Raw genomic sequence first — 20,598 nt, forward strand, 5'->3', positions numbered from 1 at the left:
CGACGCGTGGCTGAGCTGACACGTCCCGCCGCCGACCTGCACGCCGAGCTCGCCGAGCTGGGCATCGACCTCGACACCGGATCGCGGCGGCGCGCCGAATACTCCTTCGACGCCTCCAATTACCGGGTGCCGCCGCTGGCCGTCGCATTTCCGCGCAGCGCCGGCGACGTGGTGGCGATCGTCCGGGCCTGCACCGACCGCGGCATCCCCATCACCAGCCGGGGTGGCGGTACGTCACTGGCGGGCAACGCGATCGGCAGGGGAGTGGTGCTCGACTTCTCCCGGCACATGAATCAGGTGCGGGCCGTCGACGCGTCCACCCGAACTGCCGTCGTCGAACCCGGTATCGTCCTCACGGACCTGCAGAAAGACGTGCAACTGGCGACGGACGGCGCGTTCACCTTCGCCCCCGACCCGTCCAGCAAGTCCCGCGCGACCGTCGGCGGTGCGATCGGCAACGACGCCTGCGGCAACCACTCTGTGCGGTATGGCCGCACGTCCGATCACGTCGTCGCACTCGACCTCGTGACGGCGAACGGGCACCGGCTGACCGCCACCCACGACGGGCTGCGGGCCACCGACCCGGAAGACTCATCCGCAGTGAGCGAGGCCGAACGGATCGCCGCCGGACTCGACGCGCTGACACAGGAGCATCTCGGCGACTTCCGCCTCGAGCTGGGCCGCATCCCGCGACAGGTATCGGGATTCCACCTCGCGAACCTGTTGCCCGAGAACGGCTTCGACGTGGCCCGCGCCCTGGTGGGAAGCGAGGGGACGTGCGCGGTGATCGTGGCCGCGACCGTCGCGCTCGTGCCGGTGCCGCCCGCAGCCATGCTGCTGTGCCTCGGATACCGCGACCTGGTGGACGCCGCCCGCGACAACGCGCTGATCCTCGCGTACTCACCCGCCGCGATCGAAGGCATCGACTCGGCGATCGTCGACACCATGCGGCACCTGCGCGGCGCCGACTCCGTGGTCGGGCTGCCCGACGGCGAGGCCTGGCTGTACGTCGACCTCGACGGCGAGGACCTCGGCGAGGTGAAACTGCGCGGGGCCGAACTGGTCTCGAAGCTGCGGGCGGCCGGACGGCTCGTCGACTCGCGGGTGGTCGGGGACCCGGCGGAACGCGCGTCGCTGTGGCGGGTACGCGAGGACGGCGCCGGACTGTCGGCCCGACTCGTCGAGGGCGGCGAATCCTGGACGGGCTGGGAGGATTCCGCCGTCGCACCCGACCAGCTCGCCGACTACCTCGTCGACATCAAGGCCCTGCTCGCCGAATTCGGCCTCACCGGCGTGATGTACGGGCACTTCGGCGCCGGCTGCATGCACATCCGCATCAACTTCGACCAGCGCACCGAGGAGGGCCGGGACGTGATGTCGCGGTTCATCCACCGCGCCGCGGAACTGTGCGTGCGGTTCGGGGGATCGATGTCGGGGGAGCACGGCGACGGTCGCGCACGGTCGGCTCTGCTGCCGATCATGTACACGCCCACCATGATGGCGGCGTTCGCGACGTTCAAGCGGCTCTGGGATCCGGCGGCCGTGCTGAACCCCGGCAGCATCGTCGACCCCGAACCGCTGCTGGGCAGCCTGGCCCTCGACGGCGTGAACCCGCGGTCGTGGCAGACGACTTTCGACCTCACCCCCACCAGCGACGTCCCCGTCGCACCGTTCGTCCACGCCGTCCAGGGGTGCATCGGGGTGGGCCGTTGCCGCGCCTCGACCGGCGGGGTGATGTGCCCCAGCTTCCGCGCGACCGGAGACGAGAAAGACTCCACCCGCGGCCGGGCCCGCGCCCTGCAGGAGATGGTCCGCAACTCGCCGACCGTCGCCGACGGATGGCGCTCCGAGGACGTCAAGGAATCCCTCGACCTCTGCCTGTCCTGCAAGGCCTGTTCCACCGACTGCCCGGTGGGCGTCGACATGGCCACGTACAAGTCCGAATTCCTCGACCACCACTACCGCGGCCGGGTGCGTCCACTGTCGCACTACTCCCTCGGGTGGCTGCCGGTGTGGCTGAAGATCGCAGAACGGTCCGCCCCTGTGGTGAATCGGCTCACCGCAGGCAGGCTGGCGAAGGTCGCGGCAAAACTGGGTGGGCTCACCCCGCACCGGTCGATGCCGGAGTTCGCGTCCCGCAAGCAGATCCGACGCGAGGTCGGGGAGACGTCGCGGAACGGCACCGCGGACGTCGTGGTGCTCGCCGACACGTTCACCCGCGGGTTTCGCCCCGAGGTGGTCGGCGCCGCGTCGCGGGTGCTCGCCGAGGCGGGCCTCAGCTCGCAGTGCCGCAGCGACGTGTGCTGCGGGCTCACCTGGATCTCCACCGGACAGCTGAAGCAGGCGAAGAAGACCCTCGCCAAGGCGGCGGAACTCCTCGACGACGGCACCGACCGCCCCATCGTCGTCCTCGAACCGAGCTGCGCCGCCGCGTTCCGCAAGGACCTGCCCGAACTCGTCCACACTGACGCCGCCCGACGCGTCGCCGCCCGCGTGCAGAGCTTCGCCGGCGCGGTCCTCGAACGCACCCAGGCGGGCTGGACCCCGAGCGTGCCGCTGCCCGACGACGTCACCGTGCAGACCCACTGCCACGAATACGCCGTGTTCGGCGCGGCCGGTCAGCGGAAGGCGCTGCAAGCGATCGGAGTGGAGCGTGTGCGCGAGGCCACCGGATGCTGCGGCGTCGCAGGAAACTTCGGGTTCGAGGCCGACCACTACGACCTCAGCATGCAGGTCGCGGAACAGGCACTCGCCCCCGCCCTCCGCGACAGTCCCGAAGACGCAGTCGTGCTGACCGACGGCTTCAGCTGCCACATGCAGGTGCGGCAACTCGACCCGACCCGATCGTCCCAACACCTCGCCCAGCTGCTCGACCCCGCACCATCGTCGAAAACCGAACACCAGAGCGGAGACTGACATGTCGCAGTTGTCGATGACCAGTGAACAGCGCGAGAAGTTCCTCGCCGACGTACACGTGGGGGTGATCGCCGTCGACCGCGACGGGCGGGCACCGCTCGCCGTGCCCATCTGGTACGGCTACGAACCCGGCGGCGAGGTGTACGTCTGGACCGGTCGCGGGTCGCTGAAAGAGCGGCTGATCCGCGCCGCCGGCCGCTTCAGCCTCGTCGCCCAGGACGAGAAGCCGCCGTACCGGTACGTCAGCGTCGAAGGTCCGGCGGAGTTCGACGAATCACCCACCGCCGACGTCGTCCGCGAACTCGCCACCCGCTACCTCCCCGCCGAGGAGGTCGACAGTTTCGTCGAGGAGGCGTACGACGACAGCGCAATCGTCATCCGCATGCGGCCGGAGCACTGGCTGAGCGTCGACTACGGCAAAGGCGCGTAGCGCCCGTGCGCCTTTTTGGTAGCTGGGACAACCAGAAAGGCGCACGGGCGTTCAGCTCACGGTGATTCTGACGATGGCGGTGACGCGTCCTGTGCGGAAGCGTTGATGGGCAGTTGTTCCGCCTCGACAGGAGCGCCCTTCATGACCGAACTTCTCGACCTGAGCACCGATGTCCTCGTCATCGGCGGCGGCCCCGCCGGAACGTGGGCCGCGCTGCGCGCACGGCAATCCGGGGCGGACGTCGTCCTCGTCGACAAGGGGTACTGCGGAACCAGCGGCGCCACCGCGCCTTCGGGCACCGGTGTCTGGTACGTCGACCCCGACCCGTCCGCGCGGGCGAAGGCCAAGGCCAGCCGCGAAACGCTCGGCGGACATCTCGCCGACCACCACTGGATGGACCGCGTCCTCGACCAGACATACGCGAACATGAACCTCCTCGCCGAGGAAGGCCGGTACCCGTTCCCCGTCGACCCCGACACCGGCAGGCAGATCCGCACCGGACTCCAAGGGCCCGAATACATGCGGCGGATGCGGGCGTGGGTGAAGAAGGCGGGCGTCCGGATTCTCGACCACTCGCCGGCCCTCGAACTGCTCGTCGACACCGACGGCCAGGTGCGCGGCGCGGCGGGCTACCAGCGCCAGGACGACCGCGACTACCGGATCACCGCGGGCGCCGTCGTGATCGCGAGCGGCGGCTGCGCGTTCCTGTCCCGCGCCCTGGGCACGAACGTCGACACCGGCGACGGCGCGCTGATGGCCGCCGAGGTGGGTGCGACGTTCTCCGGCATGGAGTTCTCCAACGCGTACGCGATCGTCCCCGCCAACTCCACCATCACCAAGACCGCCTATTACGGCTACGCCACGTTCTTCCACGCCGACGGACGGGTCCTCGAGGGCGCCGGCTCCACCAAGGGGCGTTCGGTGATCGCGAAAACGCTGCTGTCCGAGCCGGTGTTCGCCCAACTGGACCGCGCGGACGACGACGTGCAGCGCCAGATGCGACTCGGCCAGCCCAACTTCTTCCTGCAATTCGACCGTCGCGGCATCAACCCGTTCACCGACCGCTTCGAGGTCAGCATGCTCGCCGAGGGGACGGTGCGCGGAACCGGCGGCATCGACGTCGTCGACGACACCTGCGCGACGTCCGTCCCCGGCCTGTTCGCGGCGGGTGACGCCGCGACCCGTGAACGCATCTGCGGCGGCTTCACCGGCGGCGGCAGCCACAACTCGGCGTGGGCGATGTCGTCCGGCAGCTGGGCGGGCACGGGGGCCGCGCGGTTCGCGCGAACCGAACGTCGGGTCCGGGCGGGCGAACTGCGTCCCGCCGGCCGGGCCGGACTGCGGCCCACGGGGCGGTCGGGGCTGGAGGCATCCGCCGTTGTCGCGGCCGCGCAGGCGGAACTCATCCCGTACGAGAAGAACTACCTGCGGGACGGTGTGCGTGTGCAGGGTGCGCTCGACGAGCTGGAGTCGTTGTGGACGGCGTTGTCGCTGGGGCTCGGCGGCGACACTGGCGACGAACGTGTCCGGGCCCGTCAGGCCGCGGCGATCACCGCGGTGGGGCGGTGGATGTACCACTCGACGCTCGCGCGGACGGAAACCCGTGGAATGAGCAAGCGTGCCGACTACCCGGACCTCGACCCCGCGCAGCACCACCACGTGCTCACCGGTGGGCTGGACGACGTGTGGACCTCGACCGGCGCGGCACGCAGTGGGCTGTTGCGGGTGGCCTCGTGATCGAGGTGCTGCTGGCCGACGCGTGCATCGGCTGCGACAAGTGCGTCGACGCATGCCCCACCAACGTGTTCGACCGCACCGACACCGGGATCCCCGTGATCGCGCGGCAATCGGACTGCCAGACGTGCTTCATGTGCGAGGCGTACTGCCCGGTCGATGCGCTGTACGTGGATCCGCAGTCCACGCCACTCGTCGACGGGCAGGACATCCCGGAGGACCACATCGGCCGGTACCGCGAGAAGCTCGGCTGGGGGAAGGGGCGTGCCGCAGGCTCGCTCACGGCGGTCGGGCCGTCCCTGCCGCACGGGGCACCGCCGCCGAGGCTTCGCCCGTGAGTGCGTAGCGAGTCCAGAGACTCGTCAACCACTCACGGGTGGCGGAGCCGCTAGATTGGAGGCACCGGAACAGTCGTCACCTGGGGCAGGGGTGCGGATGCAGAATTCGAAGTCGACACCGATGACCGTGCCGGGGCTGCGGGTGTACCGGCCCGAATCGCCCGCGGCGCGGATGGCGCTCGTCGGCGCAACCGTCGTGGTCGGCCTCGTGCTCATGTGGATGGCCGGGCGGTCGGGTCCCGTTCGCACGTGGATGGTGGCGGCCGGAATCGCCGTCCTGCTGGTGGCCCGGGGACTGCATCTGCGGCGGCCCGTCACCATGACACATTCGGTGGCGGCGGTGCTGTTCGTTGCGGCCGCGGATGTGGCGTACACGAGCGCACATTCGACTCCGGGATTTCTCCTCCTCGTGGCCACCGGACCCGTCCTGATGCTGCCGGTGCGCAGTGTTCCGCAGCCCGAGGACCGTGCCCGCGTCTTCTCGCTGATCCAGCAGACCACGGACGATCCGCTGTCGCCGTTCGCCCTCAATTCGGCGAAGTCGTACTACTTCAACGCGTCGGGCACCGCGGCGATCGCCTACCGGGCGCGATCCGGAATAGCGGTCGTCTCCGGCGATCCCATCGGCAACGCGCTCGAATTCGGCGCCCTCCTCGACGAGTTCTCCGAGTTCGCGGCCGAACGCGGTTGGCGCGTCGCCGTGCTTGGAGCGGGGGAGCGCGTCGCCCGGCTGTGGGAGATCGGCGGCGACACCCGAAAGCCGTTGTCGGCGGTCCCGATCGGCCGTGACGTGGTGATCGACGTCGGACACTTCACCCTGCACGGCAGGAAGTTCCGCAACCTCCGGCAGGCCGTGCAGCGCACCCACAACGCCGGGCTCACCACCGAGATCGTCCCGGAAGCCGCGCTCGACGAACCGACGCGCCGGGAGTTGTCGGACATCGTCGAGGCCGCCCGCGCCGGACATCAGCGCCGCGGGTTCTCGATGATCCTCGACCACCTGCTGGACGGCGCACTCCCCGGTGTTCTGCTCGTCATCGCCCGCGACTGCACCGGGCGCGCCGTCGCCTTCCAGCGTTACGGCACCGCCGATTCCGCCCGCGAACTGAGCCTCGACGTTCCGTGGCGCGGCGACGGCGCGCCGAACGGCACCGACGAACGCATGACCGTCGACGTCATCCGGTACGCCGGGCACACCGGTGCGCGATACGTCTCGCTGTCGTTCGCGGCGTTCCCCGAACTCCTCGACCCCGACGCACCCGGCGCGGGAGCGTGGCTCTTCCGCCGTGTCCTGCACCTCGGCGACGTGCTGATCTCGCTCGAGTCGCTGTACCGCTACCTCGGCAAGTTCCATTCCACGGGGAACCGGCGCTACGTCCTCCTGCGTTTCCGTTACCTGCTGCCCGTGGCGTTCGCGTGCCTGACGTTCGAGTTCGTGCCGCACCGGGAACGGGCCTGAGGAGCGAGGTCAGAAGTCGAAATTCTTCTCGTTCGTCGCGGTGAGCGCGTCGACGACGGCCGCGAGATCGGTCTTGGAGACGTCCGGGGTCGCCTCCTTCGGAGTCGGTCGCGTCGCCTTGTCCGGTGGGGTCTGAGTCTTGCCGGGCCGTTCGTCCGTCATCTGTGCACCTTCGCGATAGGCCGAGCCGGGCAGGTTTACTGACCAGTACACCGTCGGGCGACTGCGTCCGCAACTCGACAGGGTCCTGATGTGACGCGGTCCACGTCGAGCCAGCTATCTGTCAGCTATCAGGCTGTGATCGACTGGGGCGACAAGTGCTCGTGGACGGCGATCCAGCCTGAATCTTCACGCCGCCGGAACAGGATCGTCTCCCGTTCGTCGAGCTCGACCGTTCCTGTCGAATCCCGCACGGTGGTGCCGACCCGGTGCGTCAGCACCGCGACATCCGGGGCCGGAAACGTGACGTTCTGCTCGCTGGAACGGCACGCCAGAACGCGGAACCCGTCCGACTCCCACTCGGACCAGAGGTCGCGGTAGGCCTCGCGACTGGGCAGCGGCACCGGGTGGGTGTAGAAGACGAACGTCGCGTCCGGGCTGAACGCCTCGAAGTAGGCGGTCGTGTCGTGCTCGCCGAATGCCCGGATCAGCGCGTCGATCGCGTGCTGGACGTCAGCCGATTTCGTGTCAGCCATGAGCCGGGGTCTCCTCGACTGCCAGCGCGGCTTCGCTGTCTTCGATGAACCGTTCCTCGGTGTCGAGGTCCAGCGACCGGGACAGGACCCAGTACACGATCCCCGACACGGCGAGTCCGACCGCGAACGCGACGTCGACGTCACCGAGGGCCGCGGCGATCGGCCCGACGTAGAACGGCAGCACCATGAACGGAACGGAGGCGACGATGCCGGCGAAGAAGGCCGTCATTCCCCGCCACGACCACATTCCGTACAGCCCGTCCGGCGTGAACAGGTCGGTGATGGCGTAATGCCCGCGGCGCACGAAGAAGAAGTCGGTGAGATTGACGGCGGTCCACGGCACGAGGAGGTACAGCATGATCAGCAGCGTCGTGTTCAGGACGGTCGTCGAATCGGTGAACAGCAGGCTCAGTACCAGCCAGACCGCGGCCAGCGCGAGGACGGTCACCACCCGGATCCGGCGGGACGGGGTCACCTTCCGGAAGGAGTCGATGCCGGTGATCACGGTGAGCATGCCGCTGTACGCGTTCAGGCCCATGGTGGCCACCAGCACGAGCGTCGCGACGAGGGCGAGCACGCTGCCGAGGAACGGGACCACCGAGTTGCCGGCGTCGTGGATGCCGGCGAGCGCATCCGTCGCTCCGAGCCGGGTGGCCATCCACGCACCCACCGGGATCAGCCAGACCGGCGACGCGGAGGCGCCGAGGAACACAGCCGACACGATGGCCGACGTGCGCGTGTTGCGCGGCAGGTACCGCGAGTAGTCCGACACGTACGGCGCGTAGGTGATGTTGTAGGAGGCCGCGACACTGAACTGGGCGATGAACGCCAGTAGGGTGAACCCGCCCGTCGCCGCGCCCGCGTCGCCGCCGGCGTGCCCGAATACGACGCCCCACGTGAGGATGGCCCACAGCGGCAGCGACAGCCAGAACAGGACACGGAACGACAGGTGCAGCAGATCGTGACCGTAGATCGCGAGCAGCGTGGCGACCGCGGTGATGACGACGGCGATGACGGCCGCGTTCCACCCGAAGATGCTGTGCAGGCCCGCTTTGATGATGACGACGTCCACGACGTTGAACCCGACGTACGTGAACAACGTCCCGATGAGTGCGAGGACGACACCGTGATAGCCGAACTGCGCGCGGGACTGCACCATCTGCGGGAGTCCGAGCACCGGTCCCTGCGACGCGTGGAACGCCATGAACAGCGTTCCGAAGAAGATGCCGAGAATGCCCGCGACGACCGTCCAGCCCAGCGACAGGCCGAGGGCGGGGCCGACGAAGCCGATGGCCACCGTGAAGGGCTGGAAGTTTCCGACGAACCAGAAGGGGCCCTGGTCGCGGACTTTCCCGTGACGTTCGTCCTCGGGGACGTAGTCGATCGAGCGGGTCTCGATGGTGCCACCGAGGGTCGCGGCGGTGTCGCCGGAGTGATCTGACACTGAAACTCCTTGGAGGTGCTGTGGCTCTGATCACCACTCTGCGCACTGCGCCGCCCCGGCACCAGAGGCGAGATGTACAGTTCGTCTATTACGGTTGGGCAATTCGTACAAGAGGTCGCCGGTGATCACCGTCCAGGACGTCCTGTCTGCTCCCACGCTGCGGCTCACGTCGATGAGCGGGACGGCGGGAGTCGGCAACCCCATCACCGCAGCGCACGTGTCCGAACTGACGCGTCCGCGGGACTGGCTGCAGGGTGGCGAATTGCTGATGACCGTCGGCCTGATGCTTCCCACCACCGAATCCGGGTGCCGCGACTACGTGCGGGACTGCGTCGCGGGCGGGGTCGCCGCACTGTGCCTCGGTCTGGGGCACGGGCTGCCCTACCAGGCGCCACCGGCGCCGCTCGTTGCGGCGGCGCGCGAATTCGGCGTCCCGCTGCTCATCGCCCCCGACTCGGTGCCGTTCATCGCCATCACCAAATGGATCTTCTCCCGGATCGCCGAGGAGGAGAAACGTGCGCTCGAGGACGCCATCGAACTCAGCTATCAGCTCACCGCGGTCGCGGCCGGACCGTCGCCCCTGAGCGGACTGCTCGACAAGTGGCGGTGCGTCAGCGGCTCCCTCTGCGCGGTGCTGGACGCGTCCGGCGGGGTGGTCCAACTCTCCGACGGAGTCGATGCGGCGTTCCTGCAGGACGCCCAAGACCAGGTGGGTCGCTACACCACCCGGGCGAAGGGCTGGACGGCGTTCGGCGGTGCCGGTCGGCGGGAACTCGAACTGCACCCCGTTCGCATCGACAACCCGCTCGCGTTCGTCGTGCTCGAGCGGTCGGCGGACAGCGCGCTGCGGCACGCGTCCAATGTTCTCGTCTCGCTGTTGTCGCTCGAACTCGAACGGCGTCACGTGGCCGGCGAACCGGAGCGGCAGCGGCGGGCGGCGGCGCTGGCGCAGTTGCTCAGACCCGGACTCCGGCGGGAGCGCGCACATCAGATCGCGGCCGGCATCGGGCTGTCCCGGGACCCCCTGCAGATCGCCGTCGTGCGCTCCACTCCCGAGGCTGTGGCCGACCTGACCGTCCGGATCGGTTCGGTCCTTCCGGAATCCGTCCTGAGACAGCGCAATTCGGACATCGAGATCGCGCACCCCGAGGTCGCCGGGCTGGCGGACCTGCTGTCGGGCGTGGCAGAGGGATGCGCGATCGGGATCGGTGCGCTGGTTCCGGTGGACGCGCTGGCCGTGTCGGCGATGCAGGCGCGATCCCTCGTCGCCGTCAGTGCCCGACTGGGCCGCGCCGTCGACGCCAAGGAGGGGGAGACCGTGCAGTTGCTGCTGCGACTCGGCTCGGCCGACGTGCTCAGCGGCTTCTCGACCGCCGTCCTCGCACCCCTCGATCAGCTCGAGCCGCGCGAACGCGTCGAACTCCAGCGAACGCTCGAGGAATGGCTGCGAGCCAACGGGGCCTGGGACCCGGCGGCGGCCGCCCTCTCCGTGCACCGCAACACCGTCCGGAACCGGATCGACAAGATCGCGGCGCTGACCGGGCGGAACCTCGACCAGGCCGACGACCGCATGGAGCTGTGGCTGGCGCTCAAGGCCAGGGCGGTGACGCCGTCGACGGACGAACCCGACTGACGGTCACGCCCGGACCAGGATCTTCACCGCCGTGTCGTTGTGCTCGATCAACGTCGTGAGGCCCTCGGAGACCAGGTTGTCGAGTTCGATCCGGCCGGTGATGAACGGGGCCAGGTCGATCACGCCGGTGCGCACCATCTCGATCACCGCCTCGTGATCGCGGACGTAGGCGATGGTGCCGCGCAGGTCGATCTCCTTGAGGACGAGCTTCTGCATGTCGACCGTCGCGGGCTTGCCCCAGATCGACACGTTCACCACCACGGCTGCGGGCCGGACGGCGTCGAGGATGGTGTCCAGGACGGCGTTGACCCCGGCGCACTCGAACCCGAGGTCGGCGCCGACACCGTCGGTCAGCTCGAGCACCCGGGTCTTCGCGTCCTCCGACGACGGGTCGATCACGTGATGCGCGACCCCACTGGACAGCGCCTTCTGCTTCCGGGCGTCGCTGAGTTCCGTGACGATCGTGGTGACACCCAGGCCCTTCAGGACCGCGGCCACCAGGAGTCCGATCGGCCCCGCGCCGCCGACCAGCGCGACGTCGCCGGCCTTGGCCCCGCTGCGGACGACCGCATGGTGCGCGACGCTGAGCGGTTCGATCAGGGCCGCCTCGTCGAGCGGGATGTCGCCGATCTTGTGCACCCACCGGCGGTCGACCACCACCTTCTCGCTGAGTCCGCCTCCGCCACCGGCCAATCCGATGAAACCCATCTTCGTACACAGGTGGTAGTTGCCTGCCTTGCAGGACGCGCACTCATTGCACACGAAGTACGGCTCCACCACCACGTTGTCACCCACGGCGACATCGGTGACGCCCTCACCGATCTCCTCGACCGTCCCGGAGAACTCGTGGCCCATCGTCACCGGAGCATTCTCGTGCGACAGCGGATGCGGATGCCCCGGCGGGGAGATGAAGATCGGGCCCTCCAGGTACTCGTGGAGGTCGGTGCCGCAGATTCCGCACCACGCGACCCGGAGTTTCACCGCGCCCGGCCGCAATTCCGGCTCCGGGATGTCGTCGATCCGGATGTCGCGTCGGCCGTGGAAGCGTGCTGCCCTCATGAATCCGCCCTCACTACGTTGTGAACGTGCTGATTCGGGGAACGGTACGGGCGCGCGGCCGGGGGCGGGAAGAGTTGCAGTGTGTTGCATTCGATGGCGCCGGTGTGACGTTCACCGGCCGATAGCTGGTTTGACCGGATCTGCGGGTACCTTCGAGGGGAAAGACTGGTTCGATCTGGGGGAGTGAGGCATGGCACGCATACGCACGGCGGCTGAAGCCGAAATCAACGCCGCCGAGCAGATGCAGAAGCTCGGTTACGGCGACGCCACAGCGCTACTCGGAGGCGCGGACGGCGGCATCGACGTCTACTCGTCACGCGCGTACGCGCAGGTGAAGTGGCGTGGCGGCAGTGCGGGCAAGTCGGACCTCGCGAATCTCTACGGCACCCGCGGAACCAGCCACGCCCGGAAGCTCCTGTACTTCTCCGGCCCCGGATACACGGACGAGGCCGTCGACTACGCGGACACGGTGGGCATCGCCCTGTTCCGGTGCGAGCCCGACGGCGAAACCCCGCCGGTCGGTGTCCACGCCCCGAAACTGGTGGCCGCCGCGCGTAACTCGACGGTTGCGGTGGCCCCGTCCCCGCCGCCCCCACCGGAGCCCGAATCGCCGGCGCGCATCGTCGCCCGCAACGCATGGGCGATGGTCGCAGGCTTCTTCGGCGCCCACTGGCGACTCCTCGGCGCCGTCGTCTGCACGATTGTCCTCATGATCGCCCCCTTCGGGGAAGGGAACGTCGGGCTGAGGGTGTTCGCGACGATCCTCGCCGTCGTCGGCGCGCCCGTGTTCTGGCTCCTCTACGTCCAGCACCGGCACGCGAAGGACCGATAGTTCGGCCCCGTAACGATCTCGCTCGTCCCGACGACAGCCAGCGTGACTGTCGACATTCGAGTGGAATCGCGGAGATGAAAATGGGCTTGATGAACGGCCTCATGGGTAATGCGGGAAAGATCGACCCGGCGGCTGCGCACGCGGAGTACTCGAGACTCCTCGGAAACGGTGAGCAGATCCACGCTGCGTATCTGCTGGTACGCGATGCTTTCCTGTTTACCAACCGACGACTCATTCTCGTCGACAAGCAGGGATTCACCGGCAAGAAGATCGAATACCACAGCGTGCTCTACAAATCGATTACGCATTTCGCGGTAGAGACCGCCGGAAACTTCGATCTCGACGCCGAACTGAAGATCTGGATCTCCGGCAATCCGGTGCCGCTGCAAAAGCAGTTCTCGAAGTCCGTGGACATCTATGAGGTACAGGCGATTCTGTCGCATTTCGTCGCCGTGTAGCGGCAGCAAGCCTCCAATACGAGGAAACCACCGTCAGTACGTACTGACGGTGGTTTCTCGTTGCGGTTCGGAGTGGGCGAATCTCAGTTCGCGGTCGGCAGCGACTTCAGCGACGTGACGGTGGCGACGCAGGCACGAGCGGCCTCGGCACCCTTCTTCACGAAGTGGTCGTGGAAGTAGTTGAGGTGCTCGTCGTGCTCGTGGAAGTGGTGCGGCGTCAGCACAACCGAGAACACCGGCACGTCCGTGTCGAGTTGCACGCGCATGAGGCCGTCGATCACCGCGGTCGCGACGAACTCGTGCCGGTAGATGCCACCGTCCACGACGAGCGCGGCCGCGACGACGGCGTCGTAACGCCCGGTGAGGGCGAGGCGGCGCGCGTGCAGCGGGATCTCGAACGCGCCCGGCACCTCGAAGAAGTCCAGCTCGTCCTTCGAATACCCCAGCGTGTTCACCTCGTCGGTGAAGCCCTCGCGCGCGCGGTCGACGATGTTGCGGTGCCACGTGGCCTGGATGAACGCGATTCGTCCCTGACTCTCACTCATGGTCTGAAACTACTGCACCGGAGCTAGCGCTGTGAACGGGGCAGTGCCGTGGACCGGCCCCACCCGGAGTCGTCGGTGAGGTGCTCGAGCAGGGGCTGAATCCGGTACGGCAGCGGGCTGGTCAGCGCGATGGTGGTGGTCGAATGCGTGATGCCGGGCAGGTTCGCGATCTTCTCCAGCAACTTCTGCAGCTCCGCGTGCGTGGACGTGGCCACCCGCACCAGCAGATCTTCGCGGCCGGTGGTCGCGTGGATCTCGATGACCTCCGGCAGGTCGACGAGGCGATTGCCGACGGCGGTGAGCTTGCCCTGTTCGAGTTCGAGCCCGACGAACGCCTGGATGGGAATCCCGACCTCGGCGAGGTCGAGGTTCGGGCGGAAGCCGGTGAGCAGTCCGCTGGTCTCCATGCGCTTCATCCGGGACTGGACGGTGTTGCGGGCAACGCCCAGCGAGTTGGCGAGTTCGGCCACGCTCATGCGTGAGTCCTGGCCGAGCAGTCCGAGCAACTGCACGTCGAGCTTGTCGATGCTGAGCACTTTGGGTACCTCCGGGAAGTGACGACCGTCACCTGTTGCGTGAACTGATCAGTTGATCCGATTTGCGTTGACCAAATCTTAGACCAGATACAGGATCAAGCTCACGAAATGCTCAACGCGACGGATCGGGAATCGCAGATGACTCAGTTAGACGACGCTCGCACCAGTGCAGCATCCTTTGATCTCGCCGACCGATACCGGGCCGACTCGGGCCCGGTGTTGATGACCGGTGTGCAGGCCATCGCCCGCCAGCTGGTGGAGCAGCACGAACGCGACCGCCGCGCGGGACTGAACGTCGCGACGTTCGTCTCCGGCTACCAGGGCAGCCCCCTCGCCGGACTCGACCGCACCATCACCGCCATCCCCACGTTGAGCACCGACCACGACGTGAAGTTCGTGCCCGGCATGAACGAGGAACTCGCCGCGACGTCCGTCTGGGGCAGCCAGGTCGACCTCCCGCAGGGCGAGCGCACCCACGACGGCGTCGTCGGCGTCTGGTACGGCAAGGGTCCCGGCCTCGACCGCGCCAGCGACTCCATCCGGCACGCCGCCATGTACGGCGCGAACGCCCGCGGCGGCGTCCTCGTCCTCGTCGGCGACGACCCCAACGCCAAGTCCTCCACCATCCCCTGCGCCAGTGAGCGGTCCATGGCCGCGATGGGCATGCCCGTGTTCTTCCCGCGCAACGCCGAGGAGGTCATCACGTTCGGCCTCTACGGTGTGGCGCTGTCGCGGATCTCCGGCTGCTGGTCGGGCATGAAGATCGTCGCCGACGTGGCCGACGGACTCTGGACCCTCGACCGCAACTTCGCCGACCTCGACATCGTGCTCCCCGAGATCGAGTGGAACGGCAAGCCGTGGTCGTACCGGCAGCGCGTGCTCGCGTCCCCGCCCGACAGCGTCTATGCCGAGGCCGACCTGTACGGGCCGCGCTGGGCGATGGTCGAGGCGTTCAACGCCGCCAACGAGATCGACAAGATCGAGGTGAACCCGCGCAGCGCGTGGCTGGGCATCGCCGCCGTCGGCACCGCCTACGACTCGCTGCGCCAGGCCCTGCTCGACCTCGGGCTCGGCGACTCCCAGCTCGAGGACGCCGGCATCCGCATCCTCCGCGTCGGCATGCCCTACCCGCTGGGCGCCGACAAGGTTCGCGAACTCGCCGACGGCGTCGAGCAGGTCCTCGTCGTCGAGGAGAAGATGCCGTTCGTCGAGTCGCAGCTCAAGGACATCCTCTACGGCGGCGCCAGCGCACCGGCAGTGCTGGGGAAGAAGAACGCGCAGGGCAAGAACCTGATTCCCGTCGACGGTGAACTGACCGCCGCCCGTCTCACCGGACCGCTGCGCCGCGTCCTCAAGGACCGGGTCGCGCTGACGCCGGCCCCGCCGCCGCGCCTCGAGCTGACCGTCCTCCCGACGTCGCGCACCCCGTACTTCTGCTCCGGCTGCCCGCACAACCGCTCCACCGCGGTGCCCGAGGGATCGATCGCGGGCGGCGGCATCGGCTGCCACACCCTGGTCACGATGTCCGGCCGCACCGACAGCGCCGTCACGATGCTCACCCAGATGGGCGGCGAGGGCGCGCAGTGGATCGGGCAGGCCCCGTTCAGCGACGTCAAGCACATGTTCCAGAACGTCGGCGACGGCACCTACTTCCACTCCGGCCAGCTCGCCGTGCAGGCGTGCGTCGCCGCAGGCGTCAACATCACGTACAAGGTGCTCTACAACTCCGCCGTCGCGATGACCGGGGCGCAGGACGCCGAGGCCGGGCTGACCGTGCCGCAGTTGACCCACAAGCTGGCGTCCGAGGGCGTCAAGCAGATCATCGTGTGCGCCGAGGACCCCAAGCGGCACAAGGGTGCCCACTTCGCCGCCAACACACTGCTGTGGGACCGGACCCGGCTCGACGAGGCGCAGCGCGTCCTGCGCGACGTCGAGGGTGTCACCGTGCTGATCTTCGATCAGCAGTGCGCCGCCGAGGCCCGCCGCAAGCGCAAGCGCGGCAAGCTGCCCGCCCGCCGCACCCGCGTCGTCATCAACGAGGCCGTCTGCGAGGGCTGTGGCGACTGCGGCGTCAAGTCCAACTGCCTGTCCGTGCAGCCCGTCGACACCGAATTCGGCCGCAAGACCAAGATCGACCAGACCAGCTGCAACACCGACTACTCCTGCCTCGAGGGCGACTGCCCGTCGTTCGTGACGGTCGAGCTGCCCGAGGAAGGCGCACCGAAGACGTTGCGCGAGATCCCGGTTCCGCCGGAGGTCGGCGACCCCGACCCCGCCGTGTGGACCGGAACGCACAACCTGTTCATGGCCGGTGTCGGTGGTACCGGCATCGTCACCGTCAACCAGGTGCTCGGCATGGCCGCACTGCGCGCCGGGCTGCACGTCGAGGGACTCGACCAGACCGGACTCAGTCAGAAGGCCGGACCCGTAACCTCGCACCTGCGGCTCAGCGATCAGAAGACACGGTCGGGAAGCTCGGCGCCGTCCAACCGAATCAGCCCCGCGACCGCCGACTGCGTCCTCGCATTCGACCTGCTGACGGCGGCCGACGCCAAGTACGCCGGCTTCGGCAGCTCCGAGCGGACCATCACCGTCGCGTCGACCAGCCAGACCCCGACCGGCGACATGGTCTACGACCCCGCCGTCCGCTACCCGGACGAGGACAAGCTGCTCGAGCGTCTCGACGTCTCGGCCCGCGAACTGACCGCGATCGACGGGCTCGCCGCCGCCACCGCACTGTTCGGCAGCACGGCCGCCGCCAACTTCCTGCTGGTCGGCGCTGCCTACCAGGCCGGCGGACTGCCCGTCCCCGCCCGCTTCATCGAGGAAGCCCTCGAGATCAACGGGGTGGCCGTCGAGTCCAACAAGGCCGCATTCCACTGGGGACGCGTCGCCGTCGCCGACCGGGAAGCCTTCCTCGCCGCCACCAGCTCGGCCGCCGTGCCCCAGCGCAGCGACAGCGTCGTCCCGACGCACCTGTTCGCCGGATCCACCCTGGACGGCACGACGCTCGAGCTCACCGAACGCCGCGCCGCGAACCTCGTTGCCTTCCAGGGCGACCGCGTTGCCGCCCGCTACATCGCCCTGGTGCAGCAGGCATGGGACGCCGAGCGCGAACTGGGCAGCCGGACCGAGTTCAGCGAGGCCGTCGCCGCCGGCCTGCACAAGCTCACCGCCTACAAGGACGAATACGAAGTGGCCCGGATGCTCACCGACCAGGCGTTCCTCGACGCCGCCGCCGGCGAGGTCCCCGGCGCGGGCAAGCTCACCTACAAGCTGCACCCGCCCGTCCTCAAGGCCATGGGCCGCAAGACCAAGATCGGATTCGGCCCCCGCTCGCACGTCGCGCTCAAGACCCTCGCCAAGGCGAAGTTCCTGCGCGGCACCGCGTTCGACCCGTTCGGCTACGCCAAGGTCCGTCGCCTCGAGCGTCAGCTGCTCGCACACTACGAGACCACGGTGGCCCGCCTCGTCGCCGACCTCACCGCCGACACCTACGACACCGCAACGCTGATCGCCGCGACCCCCGACCTCGTCCGGGGCTACGAGGACGTGAAGCTGCGCAACGTCACCGTCTACCTCCAGCGTCTCGCCGAACTCGGCGTCGACACCTCCACCATCACGATTGCCACCACTCCGGAAAGGTCCTGAGAAGACATGACTCTCACCGCGGAACGTCACGACACCGCACTGCCCGAAAACGCTGGAGTGTTCGAGCGCACCGATTTCCCCACCGACACCGCCCACGAGCAGGTGACGTTCTTCCAGGACCCCGCCACCGGACTCAAGGCGATCGTCGCGATCCACGACACCACCCTCGGACCGGCGCTCGGCGGAACCCGCTTCTACCCGTACGCCGACGAGGCCGCCGCACTCAAGGACGTCCTGCGCCTGTCGCGGGGCATGACCTACAAGTCGGCGATCGCCGGAGTCGACCTCGGCGGCGGTAAGGCCGTCATCATCGGCGACCCGGCCACCGGAAAGTCGGAGGCGCTGCTCGAGGCGTACGCCCGGTTCGTTCAGACGCTCGGCGGCCGGTACATCACCGCCGGCGACGTGGGCACCAACTCCGACGACCTCGACGTGATGGGCCGCGCCACCGACTACGTCGTCGGACGCAACACGGCCGCCGGCGGGTCCGGCGACAGCGCCCCGATGACCGCCCTCGGCGTGTTCCAGGGCATGCGCGCCGCCGCCCAGGCCACGTGGGGCACCGCGAGCCTCGCCGGCCGCACCGTCGGCGTCGAGGGCACCGGCAAGGTCGGCTACCAGCTGATCAAGCTGCTGCTCGCCGACGGCGCGTCGGTGGTCGCCACCGACGTCAACGCCGCCGCACTCGACCGCGTGGCCCGCGACTTCCCCGAGGTCAAGATCGCGTCCACCGTCATCGACCAGGAGCTCGACGTCTACGCACCCTGCGCGATGGGCGCCACGCTCACCGACGAGTCCGTCGCCGCGATCACCGCCCAGGTGATCTGCGGGGCCGCGAACAACCAGCTCGCCCACCCCGCGGTCGAGCACGACCTCGGCGAACGCGGCATCACCTGGGTTCCCGACTACGTCGCCAACGGCGGCGGACTCATCCAGGTCGCCGGCGAGCGGCTCGGCACGTCCGCCGACGACGTCCGCGCGCAGGTCGAGAAGATCTTCGCCACCGTCGTCCAAATCCTCGACGTCGCGAAGCGGGACGGCATCCTCGCCGGCGCCGCAGCCGACGCCGTCGCCGAGGCCCGCATCGCCGCAGCCAGGTAGGCGGCTCCGCCGCCCGTGCGCCTTTTTGGTAGCTCCCGCAACCAGAAAGGCGCACGGGCGCGAAGCGCCTAGGCCGTCAGCCGCAGGTGCAGCTCCCAGGCATTGCGCTCGACGCGATTGGATTCGAGCATCCCGTCGGCGCGGACGCTCCACACCGCGGTTCCCGTCAGGTGAATGGGTTGCCCGTCGGGTTCGGTGCCCATGAATCCGCGGTTGCGGCCGGTCATTTCCCACAGCGACGCGACGCGGGAACCGTCCTCGTTCTGGAACGTTTCGACGGGGATGAACTCCAGATCCTCGACGGTCGACTGAAACTTCAGCACCCATTCCTTGAAGGCGTCCCGGCCGCGGATCGCCTCCCCGCCGGTGACGATGACGAAGTCGTCGACGACGAGCTCGTCGATCGCGTGCGGGTCCTGGGGTGACTGCCACACCCGGGCCCAGAAATTCTCGACTGCGTGAACTCCGTGTTGTACAGACATGGTTTCCTTGCTCCCTCGCTAACTTGGAATTTCCAAGTTAGCATGGATACGACGAGGTCGCGCCCCGTTCTTCACGAGTTCGGGTTAACCCTGCGAATCGCCCGCCGGGGCCGGAGCACCCTGCTGTACATGCAGAGTCGATGCGGGGACGCGGCGACCGTCGTCGGTGACGAAGGCGAGGGACACGGCCTCGCCGGTGGTCTCGTCGGTGTACTCGGGGGAGGTGCTACCCGGACGCGGCAGATGGTCGCGACCGAACTGGCCCAGCGCCCCGATCACGACATGCAACTGCTTGCCCTTCTCCGTCAGCACATACTCCAGACGTTCCCGCGACCCCTCCTGACGATAGGCGCGACGTGCGAGGATCCCTTCGTCGACGAGCAATGCCAACCGTGCGGTGAGCACGTCGGACGCCACCCCGAGGCTGCGGGTGAACTCCGAGAACCGGCTGTGGCCCCAGAAGGCGTCGCGGACGATGAGCAGCGTCCACTTGTCGCCCAGGAGTTCGAGGGTGCGCGCGATGGAGCAACGGGCAGGGGTGGCCGACGACGGACTCATGCAACGAGGATAGTCCGTACTGGCTTGGTGCGTCCAAGCCAGCGGCTCCGCCGCCCGTGCGCGGCGAACGAGTGCAGAGACTCGCTAACCGCGCACGGGCGCGAAGCGCCTCACGCCCGCATCCCCGTGACGACGGCGTCGAGGAACTCGTCCGCGATCTCCTCGGGTGTCTCGGCGCCCGCGGGGGTGATCCAGAGGTAGCTGTAGTTGAACATGCCAAGCAGGCCCTTGACCATCAGCCGCGGCAGAGCACGGAACTGTCCGTCGCGGATACCCTGCTCCAGCGCGTTCCGCCAATGAGATTCGTAGCGTTCACGTTCGGCGATGATGCGATCACGACGCTCGTCCGTTAGGGCGTGGTACTCACGGAAGAAGACCGTCCACTCGGCACGGTGCTCGGCGATGTTCCGCATGAGCGCCCGTGCGAGGCCGCGCAGCCGTTTCTCCGGATCGGCCTCGGACAGCGCGAGTTCGTCGGCCACCGTGTTCATCTGCGCGAGTTGCCGGCTGCTGATCTCGTAGAGGATTGCCTCCTTGCTGCCGATGTAGTGGTACAGCGCTCCCCGGCCCAGCCCGGTCGCCTCACCGATCTCGGCGACCCCGGTGCCGTGGTAGCCCGACTTCGCGAACAATTCGGCGGCCACCTGCAGGACTCGGTCCCGGTTGGCGTCGTACTTGTCGCTCATCGAAGGGCCCCTTTGTCTCCCGGCGGTCGAAGATGTGAGTC

The 20,598-nt window shown here is 68.4% G+C and carries 19 protein-coding genes; 10 read left to right on the top strand and 9 right to left on the bottom strand.

Annotated features, from left to right (window positions below):
* The first annotated feature begins 6 nt into the window (after window positions 1-6).
* The 5 genes from ACNJ7E_RS20770 (at window position 7) to ACNJ7E_RS20790 (ending at window position 6,877) form a co-directional block, all read left to right on the top strand.
* A complete protein-coding gene (locus ACNJ7E_RS20770) occupies window positions 7-2,916 on the top strand; it encodes an FAD-binding and (Fe-S)-binding domain-containing protein (RefSeq protein WP_418340875.1) in 2,910 nt (969 codons plus the stop codon).
* A 1-nt stretch (window position 2,917) separates the two neighbouring features.
* Entirely contained in the window at window positions 2,918-3,346 is a 429-nt protein-coding gene (locus tag ACNJ7E_RS20775) for a pyridoxamine 5'-phosphate oxidase family protein (protein ID WP_105413566.1), read from the top strand.
* Window positions 3,347-3,487: 141 nt separating this feature from the next.
* Window positions 3,488-5,083, top strand: a complete 1,596-nt coding sequence (locus tag ACNJ7E_RS20780) for an FAD-dependent oxidoreductase (protein ID WP_418340876.1) — start codon at window positions 3,488-3,490, stop codon at window positions 5,081-5,083.
* On the top strand, window positions 5,080-5,418 hold the full coding sequence (locus ACNJ7E_RS20785; RefSeq protein WP_280781978.1) for a ferredoxin family protein: 339 nt from the start codon (window positions 5,080-5,082) through the stop codon (window positions 5,416-5,418). The genes ACNJ7E_RS20780 and ACNJ7E_RS20785 overlap by 4 nt, the downstream gene beginning before the upstream one ends.
* Window positions 5,419-5,515: 97 nt before the next feature.
* The gene (locus ACNJ7E_RS20790; RefSeq protein ID WP_105413600.1) at window positions 5,516-6,877 is read left to right on the top strand and encodes a bifunctional lysylphosphatidylglycerol flippase/synthetase MprF; all 1,362 of its coding nucleotides are present in this window, start codon (window positions 5,516-5,518) and stop codon (window positions 6,875-6,877) included.
* 9 nt (window positions 6,878-6,886) lie between these two features.
* Here ACNJ7E_RS20790 and ACNJ7E_RS20795 read toward each other — a convergent pair whose 3' ends face one another.
* The 3 genes from ACNJ7E_RS20795 to ACNJ7E_RS20805 form a co-directional block, all read right to left on the bottom strand.
* Window positions 6,887-7,039 (bottom strand): hypothetical protein, encoded by a 153-nt coding sequence (locus ACNJ7E_RS20795; protein ID WP_198601986.1) that lies wholly within the window; start codon window positions 7,037-7,039, stop codon window positions 6,887-6,889.
* A 128-nt stretch (window positions 7,040-7,167) separates the two neighbouring features.
* A complete protein-coding gene (locus ACNJ7E_RS20800) occupies window positions 7,168-7,572 on the bottom strand; it encodes a YybH family protein (RefSeq protein ID WP_418340877.1) in 405 nt (134 codons plus the stop codon).
* On the bottom strand, window positions 7,565-9,016 hold the full coding sequence (locus ACNJ7E_RS20805; RefSeq protein WP_418340878.1) for a purine-cytosine permease family protein: 1,452 nt from the start codon (window positions 9,014-9,016) through the stop codon (window positions 7,565-7,567). The genes ACNJ7E_RS20800 and ACNJ7E_RS20805 overlap by 8 nt, the downstream gene beginning before the upstream one ends.
* A 121-nt stretch (window positions 9,017-9,137) precedes the next feature.
* Here ACNJ7E_RS20805 and ACNJ7E_RS20810 point away from each other — a divergent pair, with 121 nt between their 5' ends.
* Window positions 9,138-10,649 carry a PucR family transcriptional regulator gene (locus ACNJ7E_RS20810; RefSeq protein ID WP_418340879.1) on the top strand — a complete coding sequence of 504 codons (1,512 nt, stop codon included), beginning with the start codon at window positions 9,138-9,140 and terminating at the stop codon, window positions 10,647-10,649.
* 3 nt (window positions 10,650-10,652) lie between these two features.
* Here ACNJ7E_RS20810 and ACNJ7E_RS20815 read toward each other — a convergent pair whose 3' ends face one another.
* Window positions 10,653-11,708 (bottom strand): 2,3-butanediol dehydrogenase, encoded by a 1,056-nt coding sequence (locus ACNJ7E_RS20815; protein WP_418340880.1) that lies wholly within the window; start codon window positions 11,706-11,708, stop codon window positions 10,653-10,655.
* Window positions 11,709-11,898: 190 nt separating this feature from the next.
* Here ACNJ7E_RS20815 and ACNJ7E_RS20820 point away from each other — a divergent pair, with 190 nt between their 5' ends.
* Together ACNJ7E_RS20820 and ACNJ7E_RS20825 are read left to right on the top strand one after the other, a co-directional pair.
* Window positions 11,899-12,540 carry a restriction endonuclease gene (locus ACNJ7E_RS20820; RefSeq protein ID WP_280781974.1) on the top strand — a complete coding sequence of 214 codons (642 nt, stop codon included), beginning with the start codon at window positions 11,899-11,901 and terminating at the stop codon, window positions 12,538-12,540.
* Between the two features lie 80 nt (window positions 12,541-12,620).
* On the top strand, window positions 12,621-12,998 hold the full coding sequence (locus ACNJ7E_RS20825; protein ID WP_073360680.1) for a PH domain-containing protein: 378 nt from the start codon (window positions 12,621-12,623) through the stop codon (window positions 12,996-12,998).
* 83 nt (window positions 12,999-13,081) lie between these two features.
* Here the strand turns inward: ACNJ7E_RS20825 and ACNJ7E_RS20830 are convergent, their stop codons facing one another.
* Together ACNJ7E_RS20830 and ACNJ7E_RS20835 are read right to left on the bottom strand one after the other, a co-directional pair.
* Window positions 13,082-13,543 carry a 6,7-dimethyl-8-ribityllumazine synthase gene (locus ACNJ7E_RS20830; RefSeq protein ID WP_005252720.1) on the bottom strand — a complete coding sequence of 154 codons (462 nt, stop codon included), beginning with the start codon at window positions 13,541-13,543 and terminating at the stop codon, window positions 13,082-13,084.
* A gap of 23 nt (window positions 13,544-13,566) precedes the next feature.
* The gene (locus tag ACNJ7E_RS20835) at window positions 13,567-14,079 is read right to left on the bottom strand and encodes an Lrp/AsnC family transcriptional regulator (RefSeq protein WP_009474314.1); all 513 of its coding nucleotides are present in this window, start codon (window positions 14,077-14,079) and stop codon (window positions 13,567-13,569) included.
* A 138-nt stretch (window positions 14,080-14,217) separates the two neighbouring features.
* Here ACNJ7E_RS20835 and ACNJ7E_RS20840 point away from each other — a divergent pair, with 138 nt between their 5' ends.
* Window positions 14,218-17,730 (top strand): indolepyruvate ferredoxin oxidoreductase family protein, encoded by a 3,513-nt coding sequence (locus ACNJ7E_RS20840; protein ID WP_418340881.1) that lies wholly within the window; start codon window positions 14,218-14,220, stop codon window positions 17,728-17,730.
* Window positions 17,731-17,736: 6 nt separating this feature from the next.
* Window positions 17,737-18,831: a Glu/Leu/Phe/Val family dehydrogenase gene (locus ACNJ7E_RS20845; RefSeq protein WP_280781972.1), complete on the top strand. Its 1,095-nt coding sequence runs from the start codon at window positions 17,737-17,739 to the stop codon at window positions 18,829-18,831.
* A gap of 68 nt (window positions 18,832-18,899) precedes the next feature.
* Here ACNJ7E_RS20845 and ACNJ7E_RS20850 read toward each other — a convergent pair whose 3' ends face one another.
* The 3 genes from ACNJ7E_RS20850 to ACNJ7E_RS20860 all read right to left on the bottom strand — a co-directional run bounded on the left by ACNJ7E_RS20850 (window position 18,900) and on the right by ACNJ7E_RS20860 (window position 20,557).
* The gene (locus ACNJ7E_RS20850; RefSeq protein WP_280781971.1) at window positions 18,900-19,313 is read right to left on the bottom strand and encodes an ester cyclase; all 414 of its coding nucleotides are present in this window, start codon (window positions 19,311-19,313) and stop codon (window positions 18,900-18,902) included.
* 84 nt (window positions 19,314-19,397) lie between these two features.
* Window positions 19,398-19,871 carry a winged helix-turn-helix transcriptional regulator gene (locus ACNJ7E_RS20855; protein WP_418340882.1) on the bottom strand — a complete coding sequence of 158 codons (474 nt, stop codon included), beginning with the start codon at window positions 19,869-19,871 and terminating at the stop codon, window positions 19,398-19,400.
* 110 nt (window positions 19,872-19,981) lie between these two features.
* Window positions 19,982-20,557 carry a TetR/AcrR family transcriptional regulator gene (locus tag ACNJ7E_RS20860; RefSeq protein ID WP_005252730.1) on the bottom strand — a complete coding sequence of 192 codons (576 nt, stop codon included), beginning with the start codon at window positions 20,555-20,557 and terminating at the stop codon, window positions 19,982-19,984.
* Between the last annotated feature and the right edge of the window lie 41 nt (window positions 20,558-20,598).

It is taken from the genome of Rhodococcus mengyinensis, from assembly GCF_048381435.1.
Taxonomy (GTDB): Bacteria; Actinomycetota; Actinomycetes; order Mycobacteriales; family Mycobacteriaceae; genus Rhodococcus_F; species Rhodococcus_F opacus_D.

What these genes read in the sequence shown, in the direction of transcription:
- ACNJ7E_RS20775 (WP_105413566.1), top strand. Translation starts at nt 2,918, where the DNA reads ATGTCGCAGTTGTCGATGACCAGTGAACAGCGCGAGAAGTTCCTCGCC.
- ACNJ7E_RS20780 (WP_418340876.1), top strand. Translation starts at nt 3,488, where the DNA reads ATGACCGAACTTCTCGACCTGAGCACCGATGTCCTCGTCATCGGCGGC.
- ACNJ7E_RS20790 (WP_105413600.1), top strand. Translation starts at nt 5,516, where the DNA reads ATGCAGAATTCGAAGTCGACACCGATGACCGTGCCGGGGCTGCGGGTG.
- ACNJ7E_RS20795 (WP_198601986.1), bottom strand. Translation starts at nt 7,039, where the DNA reads ATGACGGACGAACGGCCCGGCAAGACTCAGACCCCACCGGACAAGGCG.
- ACNJ7E_RS20800 (WP_418340877.1), bottom strand. Translation starts at nt 7,572, where the DNA reads ATGGCTGACACGAAATCGGCTGACGTCCAGCACGCGATCGACGCGCTG.
- ACNJ7E_RS20815 (WP_418340880.1), bottom strand. Translation starts at nt 11,708, where the DNA reads ATGAGGGCAGCACGCTTCCACGGCCGACGCGACATCCGGATCGACGAC.
- ACNJ7E_RS20820 (WP_280781974.1), top strand. Translation starts at nt 11,899, where the DNA reads ATGGCACGCATACGCACGGCGGCTGAAGCCGAAATCAACGCCGCCGAG.
- ACNJ7E_RS20825 (WP_073360680.1), top strand. Translation starts at nt 12,621, where the DNA reads ATGGGCTTGATGAACGGCCTCATGGGTAATGCGGGAAAGATCGACCCG.
- ACNJ7E_RS20830 (WP_005252720.1), bottom strand. Translation starts at nt 13,543, where the DNA reads ATGAGTGAGAGTCAGGGACGAATCGCGTTCATCCAGGCCACGTGGCAC.
- ACNJ7E_RS20840 (WP_418340881.1), top strand. Translation starts at nt 14,218, where the DNA reads ATGACTCAGTTAGACGACGCTCGCACCAGTGCAGCATCCTTTGATCTC.
- ACNJ7E_RS20845 (WP_280781972.1), top strand. Translation starts at nt 17,737, where the DNA reads ATGACTCTCACCGCGGAACGTCACGACACCGCACTGCCCGAAAACGCT.
- ACNJ7E_RS20850 (WP_280781971.1), bottom strand. Translation starts at nt 19,313, where the DNA reads ATGTCTGTACAACACGGAGTTCACGCAGTCGAGAATTTCTGGGCCCGG.
- ACNJ7E_RS20855 (WP_418340882.1), bottom strand. Translation starts at nt 19,871, where the DNA reads ATGAGTCCGTCGTCGGCCACCCCTGCCCGTTGCTCCATCGCGCGCACC.
- ACNJ7E_RS20860 (WP_005252730.1), bottom strand. Translation starts at nt 20,557, where the DNA reads ATGAGCGACAAGTACGACGCCAACCGGGACCGAGTCCTGCAGGTGGCC.